The sequence below is a fragment of the Streptomonospora sediminis genome, assembly GCF_054778995.1.
Map to the genome: position 1 here is coordinate 90,863 of NZ_BAAGYZ010000021.1, position 13,404 is coordinate 104,266.

13 protein-coding genes and 1 tRNA gene are annotated in these 13,404 nt (G+C 72.3%); 4 read left to right on the forward strand and 10 right to left on the reverse strand.

Annotated elements, in window-relative coordinates:
• Positions 1-99: 99 nt before the first annotated feature.
• Positions 100-621: an inorganic diphosphatase gene (locus tag ACYVD5_RS05950; RefSeq protein WP_460999891.1), complete on the forward strand. Its 522-nt coding sequence runs from the start codon at positions 100-102 to the stop codon at positions 619-621.
• 165 nt (positions 622-786) lie between these two features.
• On the opposite strand, the gene ACYVD5_RS05955 is transcribed toward ACYVD5_RS05950, so the two are convergent.
• On the reverse strand, positions 787-1,668 hold the full coding sequence (locus tag ACYVD5_RS05955; RefSeq protein ID WP_460999892.1) for a hypothetical protein: 882 nt from the start codon (positions 1,666-1,668) through the stop codon (positions 787-789).
• An 888-nt stretch (positions 1,669-2,556) separates the two neighbouring features.
• Between ACYVD5_RS05955 and ACYVD5_RS05960 the strand changes: the two genes are divergently transcribed.
• Positions 2,557-3,153, forward strand: coding sequence for a hypothetical protein (locus ACYVD5_RS05960; RefSeq protein ID WP_460999893.1), 597 nt, complete (start codon positions 2,557-2,559; stop codon positions 3,151-3,153).
• A 478-nt stretch (positions 3,154-3,631) separates the two neighbouring features.
• On the opposite strand, the gene ACYVD5_RS05965 is transcribed toward ACYVD5_RS05960, so the two are convergent.
• Entirely contained in the window at positions 3,632-4,000 is a 369-nt protein-coding gene (locus ACYVD5_RS05965; protein ID WP_460999894.1) for a hypothetical protein, read from the reverse strand.
• A 122-nt stretch (positions 4,001-4,122) separates the two neighbouring features.
• The gene (locus tag ACYVD5_RS05970) at positions 4,123-4,386 is read right to left on the reverse strand and encodes a hypothetical protein (protein WP_460999895.1); all 264 of its coding nucleotides are present in this window, start codon (positions 4,384-4,386) and stop codon (positions 4,123-4,125) included.
• Between the two features lie 309 nt (positions 4,387-4,695).
• On the opposite strand from ACYVD5_RS05970, the gene ACYVD5_RS05975 reads away from it, so the two are divergent.
• Positions 4,696-5,541 carry an exonuclease domain-containing protein gene (locus ACYVD5_RS05975; RefSeq protein WP_460999896.1) on the forward strand — a complete coding sequence of 282 codons (846 nt, stop codon included), beginning with the start codon at positions 4,696-4,698 and terminating at the stop codon, positions 5,539-5,541.
• A 7-nt stretch (positions 5,542-5,548) separates the two neighbouring features.
• Here the strand turns inward: ACYVD5_RS05975 and ACYVD5_RS05980 are convergent, their stop codons facing one another.
• Positions 5,549-6,703, reverse strand: a complete 1,155-nt coding sequence (locus ACYVD5_RS05980) for a carbohydrate kinase family protein (protein WP_460999897.1) — start codon at positions 6,701-6,703, stop codon at positions 5,549-5,551.
• 172 nt (positions 6,704-6,875) lie between these two features.
• Between ACYVD5_RS05980 and ACYVD5_RS05985 the strand changes: the two genes are divergently transcribed.
• Complete coding sequence (locus ACYVD5_RS05985; RefSeq protein WP_460999898.1) at positions 6,876-8,255, forward strand: 6-phospho-beta-glucosidase; 1,380 nt, start codon at positions 6,876-6,878, stop codon at positions 8,253-8,255.
• A gap of 85 nt (positions 8,256-8,340) precedes the next feature.
• Here the strand turns inward: ACYVD5_RS05985 and ACYVD5_RS05990 are convergent, their stop codons facing one another.
• The 6 genes from ACYVD5_RS05990 to ACYVD5_RS06015 all read right to left on the reverse strand — a co-directional run bounded on the left by ACYVD5_RS05990 (position 8,341) and on the right by ACYVD5_RS06015 (position 13,360).
• Complete coding sequence (locus ACYVD5_RS05990; RefSeq protein WP_460999899.1) at positions 8,341-8,961, reverse strand: hypothetical protein; 621 nt, start codon at positions 8,959-8,961, stop codon at positions 8,341-8,343.
• A 189-nt stretch (positions 8,962-9,150) separates the two neighbouring features.
• Positions 9,151-9,642, reverse strand: coding sequence for a hypothetical protein (locus ACYVD5_RS05995; protein WP_460999900.1), 492 nt, complete (start codon positions 9,640-9,642; stop codon positions 9,151-9,153).
• 91 nt (positions 9,643-9,733) lie between these two features.
• Positions 9,734-10,111, reverse strand: coding sequence for a hypothetical protein (locus tag ACYVD5_RS06000; RefSeq protein WP_460999901.1), 378 nt, complete (start codon positions 10,109-10,111; stop codon positions 9,734-9,736).
• Positions 10,112-10,216: 105 nt separating this feature from the next.
• A tRNA-Thr gene (locus tag ACYVD5_RS06005) sits at positions 10,217-10,289 on the reverse strand.
• A gap of 103 nt (positions 10,290-10,392) precedes the next feature.
• Positions 10,393-11,931 carry an alpha/beta hydrolase gene (locus tag ACYVD5_RS06010; protein ID WP_461000042.1) on the reverse strand — a complete coding sequence of 513 codons (1,539 nt, stop codon included), beginning with the start codon at positions 11,929-11,931 and terminating at the stop codon, positions 10,393-10,395.
• A 238-nt stretch (positions 11,932-12,169) separates the two neighbouring features.
• Entirely contained in the window at positions 12,170-13,360 is a 1,191-nt protein-coding gene (locus ACYVD5_RS06015; RefSeq protein WP_460999902.1) for a DNA polymerase III subunit delta', read from the reverse strand.
• Between the last annotated feature and the right edge of the window lie 44 nt (positions 13,361-13,404).

Genomic DNA, 13,404 nt, shown 5'->3' on the forward strand with positions numbered 1-13,404 from the left:
GTGCCCGTACCTGCCGCACCCTGGACCTGCCTTCCGTTGGCATGCGACGACCTTTGACTGTTTGTAGCGACACTAGCCGTAGAGGAAACCGAGAGCAGCATGGAATTCGACGTCACGATCGAGATCCCCAAGGGCGAGCGTAATAAATATGAGATGGATCACGAAACAGGTCGTATCCGTCTGGACAGGATGCTGTTCACGTCGACCAGCTACCCCGCTGATTACGGGTTCATCGAGGGCACGCTCGGCGACGACGGCGACCCGCTCGACGCGCTCGTCCTGCTGAAGCACCCGACCTTCCCCGGGTGCCTGATCCGCTGCCGCGCCGTGGGCATGTTCCGCATGCGCGACGAAGCCGGCGGCGACGACAAGCTGCTGTGCGTGCCGGCGACCGACCCGCGCATGGAGCACCTGCGTGACATTCACCACGTGAACGAGTTCGAGCGGCTGGAGATCGAACACTTCTTCAGCGTCTACAAGGATCTTGAGCCCGGGAAATCGGTCGAAGGCGCCACGTGGGTCGGCCGCCACGACGCCGAGCAGGAGGTGCTCGCCTCGGTCAAGCGCGCCGAGGAGAACGGCGTGCACGGCGACTCCTCCCACATCAAGGTGAGCGAATAGGCCGAGTCGGCGGCCGCACTGCCGAGCCGCTGCGCAGCGGGACCGCGCGCGGGCGGGGAAGATCCGGGCGCGGCGGGCGGGTGCACGGTCGGGGCCGCTCGCCGCGCGAGGACGTGTTGGGTCGCTCCGCCCGGTTCCGGTATCCGCTCGCCCCGGCGGGAGCGCTCATTCCGGCGGCCCGCGCCGTTCCAACCGCTCGGCGAGGCGCCGCACCTGCCCGGCCGGGAGCGTGCCGGGCCGGTCGAGGATGTACCGGGCCGCCGCCCGGGGACGGGCCAGCAGCACCGTCCCTGTTCCGATGACCGGGACGGCCTCCGCGCCGATGTCGGGGGCGGCGCCGGAGCCGGAGCGGGGCCCGGTTCCGGTGTCCGCGCCGGCGGTGCCGTCCGTGTGGTTGCCACTGGCGGTGCCTGCCGCAGCGGCAGTAACGGACGTGCCGTCCGTGCCGCGGCGCCGCCCGGTGGCCACGATCAGGGCGACCGCGGCGGGCGCCGGTCCCAAGCCGCCGTCATCTTGCCCGGGCCGACCGGTCCCCCCTGCGGGCGGCACCGCCGCTGACCCGGCGTCCGTGTCCCCGTCCTGTGCGGAGTCCGCCTCCGCCGCCAGCGCGCGGTCGACGCGGGCGGCCTGCGCGGCCACGCGTTCGGCGAGCCGTTCAGCGGACCGGCCGCCGATCCGCCAACCGCGGGCCCCGTGCCGCACAACCCGCCGCCGGGTGGCCACCACCAGGTACACCCCTCCGGGCCCCACCGCCACGTAGCGGCCGGCGCCGTCGGGCACGACCCGGTATCCGCCGCCGCGCAGCGCCCGGAGCGCGCGCCGCAGCCGGGCCGAGGCCGCGATGCCCGAACCCGCGATGCCCAGCAGCACGTAGGTGAGCCCTGTCAGCCCCGCCACGAGCACACCGGCCCGCCAGTCCAGGAATCCGGCGGCCATGACCCCGGCGGCAGCGGCGACCGCAGCGCGCACCGCGAACCGGACCCACCTGCCGGCGGGCTCGGCGAAGGGCCGCCCGGTTCCCTCGGGCCGGATCGCACCGCCGCCCAACGATCACCTCCGGCGAACCTGCTCGGCAGGGGCGCGCTCGTCTTCTTCCGGATCCGCCGCGGCGCCGCATCGGCCGCGGCCGGCCCGCACGTGTTGCGGACCGGCCCGCAGCGGCCCGTGCGGGCACGGCCTGCAGCGCTGTCGCCGGCGCGCCGGCGACGCGCGCGAGCGCGCCGGTCCCGGGCACCCGCTGGGACGCACTGGCCGGGGCAGGAATGCGACCACCACACAGGTTCCGGGCTTAGCGGTCCCTTATGCCATCACCGAAACCAGCGGCACCGCAACGCGTTTGCCGAAAATTGGTCCGGACAGATTCCTCGATTCCGGGCATCTTTGCCGCCGGTATGCCGGGCCGTACCTGCGCCGACGGCGCGGACCGGCGCGGAAAGCCGAGACCGGTCAGGCCCCCCGGCGCCGGGCGTGATACATGCGACACGCCGAATGAGCTGCATTTCAGCGGCACTGCTTGACAGGTGCGCTGCGGTCTTGGTGTTCTTGCCGGTATGCATCCGCGCACCCGTTCCGATCAGCCCCTCATGGCTCGCAGCGCCTTCGCCGGCGCTCGCCGTGCGGTCGGTGTGCGCTGCCTGTGTTGCTGTTCGCCGTGCCGCGACCCCCGCTGAACCGCAACCGCGCCGTAGGCACCGCCTGACCGCGCCGTTCCGCCGTTCGGCGGCTCCGCCCCCGGCCGCCCGGCCCGCCTGACCACTTGGCCGCTTGGCCGCTTGGCCATCCGGCCGGTCAGCCATCCGGTCACCCGGCCGCCCGCCCGCCGATGCGCGTCGCCGCATGTCCCGGCGGCAGTGCCGGGGCGGATCCAGCGCCTTTTCCGTTCCCCAGCGCCGATGCCGCGCATCGCGCTCCACTCCGCGAAGGACGGCTCCACCCATGGACCACGACAGCTCCGCCGCAACGGCGACCGCACCGCGATACGCCAAGTACCGGGTCGAACACGTTACGCAAGATCCCGCCGAGCACGCGGTTCGGGCCGCGCCCGCCCGCCCCGCCCCCGCTGCGGCACCGGCGGCGTCACCAGAGGGCATCGGCGACATCGTCCTCGCCGGACGCCCCGCCCCATACGCCCATCTGCGCACCCGGCGCGCCCCGACCGTGGGACGGCTGGCCGCCGCGGCCCGCAGCGCCGCCGCGGCACTGGCCCGGACGGCCCTGCAATCCGGCCGCAACGGCCGCTGGCAGCCCGCACCGCGCGCCGCCCGGCGCGGTACCGCGGGGCGGATGCGCGTCAGCACGCTGGTCCTGGCACCGAACGGTTTCGCCGCGGTATCGGCCGGGACCGGTGGCCGCGAGGCCGTTCTGCAACCGGCCGGCGGCCGGGTGCACCTGGTCACCGCGGAGCCGAACGGCGAGATGCGGGCCGTCCAAGAGCTCGCGGAAGGGCGCGCCCGTGTACTCGGCTCGGCCGATGAGCACCAGCTCATCAACACCGGCAGCGAGCCGGCGGTCGTCGTGCGCGTGACCGGCTGAGGGCTCGGAGCACCCGCCGGCTACTGTCCTGCTTGGTTAGTGCGTTGTGGGATTCGGTTGACACGGGTCCGCTCGGCGGCCTTGCCCGCGGTCGGCCTACGGGTGGTCTGAACTTGAAAAGCGGCATCGACGGCCACAGGCGGCCGGGGCGGGCGGCCACCGGTCCCGCGCGCAGGCGGCGGGTCACCCGGCGCACCGAATGATCATGTAGAAATACCGAGATTTTAAAGCTGATGGGCATTTCTGCAGGGTCATCGCCGACCGCCACCCCGAAACCCGACATAACGGACACATGCCCGCCCACCCGGGCCCACCCCGCGCGCTTGGCGCCGCCTTTGCCTGCAGACCACCCGCCGCCGGCAGACCACAAGGCCGCACAGCCGGCCGTTGCCGCCGCCGACGGTCCTGGTTGCCGAGTGCCCCGCCGGCGGGTGGATCGGGCGGCGGCGCGCCGTGCCGCCGCCGACGCAGGCGGGTCCTAATCGGCGCCGCCGGCCGCTGCGCGGAGGGCCTCGTCGACGACCTCGATCGACCGCAGCACCGCGGCCATGCGTTTTCCCTCGGCCTGGTAGGCGTGCATGACCTGATCGAGGGCGTGCTGGGGCATGTAGTCGCGCAGGTCGACCCGCGCGGTGCGGTACCCCTGGCGCGCGCCTTCGAGCGACGACGCGACATGCTGGCGCGCCAGCCGCGACAGGGCAACCGGATGCCGCCGCAAAACACCGTGCAACCGGTAGTCGGCGGGCACGTGGTCGAACAGCCAAACGGTGGCCGTCTGCTCGAACGACTCCGAGCCCGGCGGGTGCACGCTCTCCGGCCAATCCGGAGATAGCTGCTGGTCAGGCATGCCACCAGCCTATCCGATGTCGAACTCGTGTTCGATTCCGGGGCGCTGCCGCGCGCCCGCTGCGGACCCGGCGGGCGCGCTCGCGCCGCACCTGCAGGCGCTGCGCCCGCGCGCAGCCGTGCTCACCCCGGCAGTTCCTCCGAAGGGCCCGACGGCCCGGACTCGGGCTCCGATCCGCCCGCGCCGCCCCCGCCGGATTCGCCCTGCTCCTGCGCCCGGCGCTCGACCTCGACCCGGAGGGCGTACTCAGCGGCGTCGACCGCCGCGCGAGCGGTAATGGCGTTGGTGTGCGCACTGTCGAGATCGTCCAGTGCGATGCAGTCGAACGACACCCGCGCGTCGTGGATCGCGGCTTCGAGTTGGCGTCCGGCCTCGTCCAGGCTCATGGTCTCCCCTTCCCTGCAGTCGTGCGGCCCGCACGGGCCGCGACGTTCGGCTACCGGGTCCTCCATGCGCGAATCCGTCGCGAGGAGACGCGCGTTGAATGTGTCTACCCCCGTGGCGGCGGCGGCATGTCGCGCCGATCGCCCGTTTTGCCCGTGTAGCGAACCCGTAGCGCAGCGCAGCACCGCCGCCCGTCCACACGCCGCGTATCCTGCCTGTCGGCCTGGGACCTCCGAAATCCCCGGATCGCGCAGAATCGTCGCCACCCGCAGTTAGCATGACCGCAGACGCGAAGGAAGCAGGGAAATTCGATGCGCAACCGCTATCCGGGAACATGCACCACCTGCCAAACCCCCGTCGCGGCCCAGGAAGGAGTCGTCCTCAAACAGGACGGGCGGTGGCGCACCTACTGCGCCGAACACGAGCCCCGACCCACACCCCCGCCGCGCGGCGACCACATCGGCTGGCACACCGGCACCCTGGCCGGATACGACTGCGAGACCTCCGCGCGCGACCCCCGCGCAGCGTTCCTGGTCTCCGCGGCATTCGTCGACTCCTCCGGTAGCGCCCGCACCTGGCTGGTCGATCCCGGCGAACGCGAGATCCCCGAGGACGCCATCGCGGTCCACGGCATCACCACCGAACGCGCCCGCGACGAAGGCATACCCGCGGTCAAGGCATTGGACGAGATCGCCGATGCCCTCAGCACCCACCTGACCGCCGGACACGGCCTGGCCGTGTTCAACGCGCCCTTCGACCTCACCGTGCTCGCCGACGAGCTCCAGCGCCACGAACTCCGCCCGATGACCGAACGCGTCGGCGCCGCCACCCTCTCGCCCATCGTCGACCCGCTGGTCATCGACCGCGGCGCCGATCCCTACCGGCGCGGCCCCCGCAACCTCTCGGCCATGTGCGAGTTCTACGGGGTGAGCCTGCACGACGCGCACACCGCCCACGGCGACGCCTCGGCCTGCCTCACGCTGGCATGCGAGATCGGCGCGCGCCGCCCCGAGGTCGCCGCGCTGGACCTCGCCGCGCTGCACCAGCGCCAGATCGAGTGGGCCGCCGCCTACGCCCGCAACCGCCAGGAGTGGCTCGACCAGCGCCGCCCGGGCCACGGCACAATCGTCGACGGCACCTGGCCCTACGCGGCCTGATCGGGGTCTACGTGCGCAGGCCGATCGTGGCGCTGGCGCGGCGCTGTTCGGTCGGCAGCCACGACAGCGGCACCAGGTCGGCCAGGAACCCGTAGCTGCGGGCCAGTTTCCTCTCGGCCGCGCTCTGGCCGGCGGCCACCTGGCCCCACCACGAGGCGATGTCGGCCCACCCCGGCGCCGACAGGGAGCCGCCGGTGTGGCGCAGCGACAGCGACGCCGAGAGGTTGGCGAACCGCAGGCGCTGCTCCAGCGGCCAATTCGCGAGCGTTCCGACCATGAACGCGGCGCCGAAGACGTCGCCGGCGCCCGTGGTGTCGATGGCGTCCAGCACCAGCCCTTCCACCTCGGCGCATTCGCCGGTCAACTGGTCGACGGCCACGGCACCGCGGGGGCCGTCGGTCACCACCGCCACCGGCACGTACTCCGCCAGCGCCGACAGCGCCGAGGTGGGGCTGCCGGTGCGGGTGTAGGACATGGCCTCGATCGCGTTGGGCATGAACGCGTAGCAGTGCCGCAGCTGCTCCAGCACCTCGCCGCTCCAGGTCTCGCTTTCGTCCCAGCCCACGTCGGCGAAGATCCGCGCGCCATTGGCGGCCTGGTCCAGTGCCCACTTCGGGACCCCGCTGTCCAGGCCCAGGCCGACGAACGCGGCGCGGGCCTGCGGCAGCTCGTGCGCCATCTCCGCCTGGGGAGTCGGCGACGGGTGCTCGTGGGTGACCATGCTGCGGTCGCCGCGGTAGGCCAGCGACACGGTGAACGGCGAGTGCCAGTCGGGGATGCGCCGCGAAGCCGACAGGTCGACCCGCTCCTGGACACCGAGAGTCTCCCAGGCGAAGTCGCCGTAGACGTCCTCGCCGAACGCCGCCGCGACCGCTGTGCGCAGGCCCAGCCGCGAAGCCGCCACTGCCAGGTTGGCCACACCCCCCGGGCACGAGCCCATGCCTTCGGCCCCGACCTCGGTGCCCGACGCCGGCGGGGCGGTCAGCCCGGTCAGCACAATGTCGAAGAACACCGTCCCGCTCAATGCCAGGTCGATTGCAGGGCTGTCGGGCTCGCGCTCGCCCGCCAGCACGTCGTGCGGCTGCCCCACGAGCGGCGCCGACTCCAACCTTTCGCTCGCCGTGCCCACCTGCTTGCTGTTCACGCGTTTCTGCACGCCCATGGCCGTCCCTGCGATCGCCTGCCCCGGTTGAGAGGCCTCTTCGAAGAGTCCTAGATGTGCAGGCTACGCAAGCGCGCCACCGCCGGCACGCTGGTCACCGCACGTATCCGCCTGCACCTCGGGCAGACTACGGTGATCGGGTTACCGGATCCGGCGAAAAGGAGACGCGGACGTGCGACTGGCGATCCTCGGCGGCGGCGGGTTCCGCGTGCCGCTTGTGCACCGTGCCCTACTCGCCGAATCCCTGCGCAGCGATGCGGTCGTCACCGAGGTGGTCCTCTTCGACACCGACGAGCACCGGCTGAGCGGTATCCGCGCCGTGCTCGACCAGCAACGCGGCACCCACCGCGCCGCCCACGGCGACCCCCCGTTGGCGGTACGCGCCGAAACCAGCCTGCCCGCTGCACTGGAGGGCGCGGACATGGTCTTTTCGGCCATCCGGGTCGGCGCGATGCCGGGCCGGGTCACCGACGAGCGTGTCGCGCTGTCGGCCGGGGTCATCGGCCAGGAGACGATCGGGGCGGGCGGAATCAGCTACGGGCTGCGCACACTCCCCGTCGCGCAGCGCGTGGCGCGCGCGGTCGCCGAGCACGCCCCCGGCGCGTGGGTGATCAACTTCACGAACCCGGCGGGGCTGGTCACCGAGGCGATGTCGGCCGTGTTGGGCGACCGGGTGATCGGGATCTGCGACTCCCCCGTCGGCTTGGCCCGCCGGGCGGCGCGCGCGCTGGGCCTGGACACCTCGCAGGTGCACGCCGACTATGCGGGCCTGAACCACCTCGGCTGGCTGCGCGGCCTGTGGAGCGGGGGCCACGACCTGCTGCCCGACCTGCTGGCCGACACCGAGGCGCTCACCTCGTTCGAGGAAGGGCGGCTCTTCGGCGCGCCGTGGCTGCGTGCCCTGGGTGCACTGCCCAACGAGTATTTGCACTACTACTACATGGCGCGCGAGGCCACCGCCGCTGCCGCCGGCTCCGCCGACCAGGGCCGGACGCGCGGCGAGGAACTGGTCGAACAGCAGCGCGGCTTCTACCGCGAGGCCGCCGCCCGCCCGGGCGAGGCGTTCGAGCTGTGGGACCGCGCGCGGCTGGCGCGGGAGCGAAGCTACATGGCCGACAACCGCCGCGCCGCCGGGGGCGTGGAACGCGCAGCGGCCGACCTTGACGGGGGCGGCTACGAGGAGGTGGCGCTGGCGGTGATGCGCGCACTGGCGCGCGACGAGCCGGCGCGGCTGATCGTGGATGTCCGCAACCGCGGTGCGCTGGCCGGGCTGGATGACGACGCGGTGGTCGAGGTGCCCTGCCTGGTCGACTCGGGCGGCGCCCAACCACTGGCCGCCGCCCCGCTCAGCGGGCACCAGATGGCGCTGGTACTGGCGGTGAAGTCCGTGGAGCGCGACATCATGGAAGCGGTGCGTACCGGCTCGCGCACCCCGGCCCTGCGTGCGTTCGCCGGCCACCCGCTGGTGGACTCGGTGACCACCGCCCAGACGCTGCTCGACGGCTACCTGGAGGCGTTTGCCGACCTCGGCGAAGTACTGCCGAACCCGTAGCCGGCGCGGGTGTCCGCCGGTAGCGGCCGGATCCCCTGGGTGGCGGGGACTCGACCGGCACCGGCACCGTCGGTCGACTCGAAGATCAGGGCTCGTCGATCCACAGGATCAGGGCGACGAGGTCGCCACCCGCATTCCGTGCCGTATAAGCGTCAACGAAGCCCAGCTCGACCACCGGGAACCCGAGGATGTTCGCCCCGGAGCCCGGATCGGCGATCGCGCTGGGATAGTTCCCCGGCTCGGCGAGAACGCCGGCGGACCCCACCGCCTCCTCGAGCCAGGGCATGGTGTCGCTCTCACGCTCCCACCAGCGCCTGACCGCCGCATCCTCCGACCGGTCGGTGGACAGGAACGCGCAGTTTTCGACCTGTGCGCCCTCAGGGTCGTCGAAACGGCTCCACTGCGCCTCGGCCACCTGCTCCCAGGACGCAAAGGGCAGGACCAATTGGAACACGCGGAAGTGCGGCGTTCCATGCTTACCGGAATCGTAGGCCGCTGCGTAGACTGGGTGCGTCCCCGGAGGGGCCGGGTACCTGCATCCTCCGTCCGCCCAGTACTTCGGGTCTTTCCACATCACCTTGTCGTCGCCGACCACCACAAGATCCCCCACCCGGCCGAACCATTGCGGGCCGTCTTCCTCAAGAGGCAGCCGACGCAGCATGGCCTTAACGGAATCAATGGCAAAATCCGACGTTTCAGCTTCCATGTCGGGCATGGTGCCACGGGCCGCGGACGTTTCCGGGCGGACCGCGTGCACCTGCCCGGTTCGGGCGGCTAGTCCTCGGAGACCCAGAGGACCACGGCGCGGAGTTCGCCATCATCGCTGCGTGCCGCATAGCCCTCGACAATGCCCCACTGCACGGGGAAGGCGAGGATGTTCGCTCCGGTATCCGGATCAACGACTGCGCTGGGATAGTTGCCCGGCTCGGCGAGCATATCGGCGGTTCCCGTCGCGTCTTCGATCCAGGGGATGGTGTCGTCCTCCCCAGCGCCGGCTTGCGGCCAGCTCCGACTGCTCGGTCCACAACCCTACGCAGCCTTCGACCTCGGCCCCCACGCTGTCGTTGACGCGCGTCCAGTGTGCGTCGGCCACCTGCTCCCAGGGCGCGAACCGCAGGAACAAATGGGTCACCCGGTATTCCGGCTCCCCGGGTTCGCCCGAGTCAACGGCCACCGCGTAAACCGGATGCGTACCTGGCACGACCGGATAGTAGAACCCGCCGCCCCTCCAGTTCGCCGGGGTCGTCAAGCTCACCTTGTCTTCGCCTTCGACCACCACGAAGTCGCCGGCCCGGCCGACCCATTGCGAGTCGGCCGGCTCAAGGCGCAGTTGGTGCAGGACTTTCTCGATGAACTCGGCCCCGGATTCGGACGTTTCAGTTGTCATGCCGGGCATGGTTCCACAGAGTTGCGACATTCAGGGTTGCCGCATTGCAGCGGTGCGGCATTTCCGACGGGACGGCAGCCGACCCAGCGGCTCACGGCTGCCCGGAACGGCGGATATCGGCCACGATCTCCTCGGCTCGGCGCGCATCGCAGCCGGTGGCGTCGCGGACCGCGCCGACCGCCTCGTTGCCGCGGCCTTCGGCCAGCAGCCCGCGGACGCGCGAAAGTGTCCGGTCGGCGACCGGGTGCCCGGAATGCGGATCAGCGCCGCCGTCGAGCAGCGTGTAGCCGCCCGCAGCGGGTTGGTCGGGCAGTGCGGGGGCCGGTGCGGCCCCGTGCAGCTCGGACGCTCCGTAGCCGTTCGGGTCGGATTCGCCGTAGGAGTGCCGCAGTTGCGCCGCGATCCAGGCTCCGAGGCCGAGCACGGCCAATGCTCCCAGTAGTGCCAGCACCATCAGCAGCAGGCTCATAACCGGGATATACCCAGCGCGTCCTGATTTGCACTGTCTGTGATATTAGTCGCCTAGCACAAGCAAAGCCCGGGGCGACGGCGAAGTCGCGCCCGGGCCGTATTGAGCCGCCTGTCGGAATCGAACCGACGACCTATTCATTACGAGTGAATCGCTCTGCCGACTGAGCTAAGGCGGCGCCGCCCCACCGGGGGCGGGGCGGTGACCAGTGTAGCGTGTCCCGGCGCCCGGACGGTACGCGGCAGAGCACCGCCCGGGCGGGCGGTGGGCGGATGCGGTGTTCACGAGCACACCGTGCCCTTCGCGGGCGGCTTGGCGCGCAGCAGATAGGTGTCGACCGCGTCGTCGACGCAGGCGTTGCCGTGGCCGTAGGCGGTGTGGCCGTCGCCATCGCGGGTGAGCAGCACACCCGAATCCAGCTCGTTCGCCATCGCCTCGGCCCATTCGTACGGCGTGGCGGAGTCGCGCGTGGTGCCCACGACCAGGATCGGCGGGGCTCCGGGAGCGTCGAGGGGTTCGGTTTCGGGCGCGGCATCTGCGGGCCAGTAGGCGCAGGTGAGGCTGCCCCAGGTCAGCGACGCGCCGAAGAGCGGCGATGCGGTGTCGGCCCGGTCGACCGCATCGGCGAAGGCGCCGATATCGCGGGGGCTCTTCCGGTCCGAGCAGTTCACCGACACCAGCGCCGAAGTGTAGTTGGCGTACTCGGCGGTGTCGCCCCGGTTGTAGAGATTGCCCGCCATTTCCAGCAGTCGGGTGCCGTCGCCGTCGAAGGCCTCGGTCAGGGCGCTGCGCAGCTGCTGCCACGAGCGTTCGCTGTAGAGCGCGGAGTGGACGCCCAACTCCAGCCACGAGCGGTGCGCCGTGCGGCCGTCGCCGAGGCCGCTGTCGAGCGGGTCGCGGCCGGAGTCCTCGAGCAGGCCGGCCAGTTTCGCGGTGGCGGACTCGACACTGTCGGAGGGGCCACCGAGGGGACAGTCGGAGCGGTCCAGGCAGTCGCCGATGAAGGCCTGCAGCGCGATCTCGGCCCCCTCGGCCTGCTGCATGCCGAGTTCGACGATTCCTGCCGATGGGTGCAGCGCGCCGTCGAGCACAAGGGCCCGTACGCGCTCGGGGAACCGGTCGGCGTAGTGCGCCCCGAGAAAGGTGCCGTAGGACTTGCCGAGGAAGGTCAGCTTGTCGTCGCCCAGTGCCGACCGCAACACGTCCATGTCGCGGGCGACGTCGTCGGTGCCCATGTGCATCATCAGCTCGCCGGAGTGTTCGCGGCAGCCCTCGACGAAGCCTCGGTTGAGATCGGCGAGCTCGTTGAGGCCCGGGCCGCTGACCTCGGCGGGGTCGGAGTCGCCGTCTTCGCTGGTGAAGTCGACCGCGAGGAAGTCGTCCATCGCCGACCGGCGCAGGCAGGTGATCGGCGAGCTGCGCTGCACGCCGCGGGGGTCGAAGCCGACAACGTCGAAGCGTTCGCGCACGGGTTCGCCGACGGTGCGGGAGGCGGCCGCCGCGTAGTCGACACCCGACCCGCCGGGCCCGCCCGGGTTGACCACCAGGGATCCCGCGGGGTCGGGCGAGGTGGCGGGCACCCGTTTGGCGGCGATCTCCAACACCTTGCCGCCGGGGCGGGCGTAGTCGAGCGGGACCTGGAACGTGCCACATTCGGCGCCGTCGCCGCAGTCGTGCCAGTCGATGCGCTGGCCGTAGAACTGCGCGAGCGGGCCGCCGCTCGCCGCGCCGTCGCCGGGGCCGCCGCCCTTTCCGCCGTCCGAACAGCCGGCCGCCGCGGCGAGCAGGACCAGCGCCAGCGCCGCACAGAGGACGCGCACCGGCCGGCGCACGCGCAAAGCGCCGGTGTGCGGGCGGATCGGGGTCACTCGCCGAGTATGCACAGGCGCCAGCCTAAGCCGGGCCGGCGGCACCGCGCCGCGCCCGTCCACAGGCCGCCCGGGGAGTGGCCTCATCCGGCCGGTGCCGCCCGGCCGGTCCCGCGGCTCGGGCCGGGGCCGAGGGGGCCATCGTCCTGCCGCCGCCATCCGCTCGCAACCGGGGCGGCCGCCCGCGCGATCAGCCCTGGTAGAGCGCCGCCGTCATCGCCTCCATGGCGATCTGCGGATGCACATTGGCGGCGATGCGCTCGCGGCAGAGCATGATGGCGTCGATCCGGCGCAGTGTGGTCTCGGGTGCGCAGGAGCGCGCGCTGCGCTGCACATCGCCCTCGTGGCCGACTGCGGCCAGCTCCACCTGCGCCCCGAGCTGGACGGCGAGCACATCGCGGTAGAACGCCACCAGGTCCATCAGCGCGAGGTCGTAGGTGTCGCGTTTGATCCGGGTGGCGCGGCGCTTCTGCTGCTCGTCGAGGTCCTTCAGCGCTCCGGCGGCGCCGCGCACGGCCTTGGCGACACCCTTGCCGGTCGAGCCCTCGCCGAAGGCGGCCTTGAGGTCGGTGCGCTCCTGCTCGTCCAGGCCGGACGTGGTGGCCTTCGCCTCGGCCTCGGCGAGCTCGTACAGCCGCGCTGCAGCGGCCACGCACGCGCCCATCCCGTCCAGGCGGGCCGGTATCCCCAGTACCTCCGAGCGGCGTTCGCGGGCCTCGGGGTCGGACGCCAGCTGCCTGGCGCGCTCGACGTGGCCCGCAGCCGCCTGGGCGGCCCGGGCGGCCTGGTCGGGTGCGGCGCCGTCGCGGCGGATGAGGAAGTCGACCACTGCGGCGGTCGGCGGCGTGCGCATGGTCACCTGGCGGCAGCGGGAGCGGATGGTGACCAGCATGTCCTCGGCCGTCGGCGTGCACAGCAGCCACACAGTGCGCGGCGAGGGTTCCTCGACGGCCTTGAGCAGGGCGTTGGATGCGGCCTCGGTAGCACGGTCGGCGTCCTGGAACAGCACGACGCGGAACCGCCCGCTCGTGGGGCGCGAAGCCGCCTGCAGCACGAGTGCGCGGGTCTTGTCGACGCCGAAACTGAGCCCGCTGGGACGCACGTAAAGCACGTCGGCATGGGTGCCGGCGAGTACCTGGTGGCAGGAGTCGCAGACCCCGCACCCGCCCTGGGGGCACTGCAGCGCGGCGGCGAAGGCGCGCGCCGCCTCGGCCCTGCCGGTGCCCGGCGGGCCGGTGAACAGCCAGGCGTGGGTCATACCCTCGCCTGCGCCGCCGGCGAGGAAGTCGGCGGCGGCGCGGGTGGCCGCGCGGAGCCGCTCGACCACGGCGTCCTGGCCGACAAGGTCGTCGAAGACCCCGGCATCCACTCGTTCGTTCACGTCTGCGCCCCGCTGCCGCTCGATCGCCGACTCGGCCCGAACGG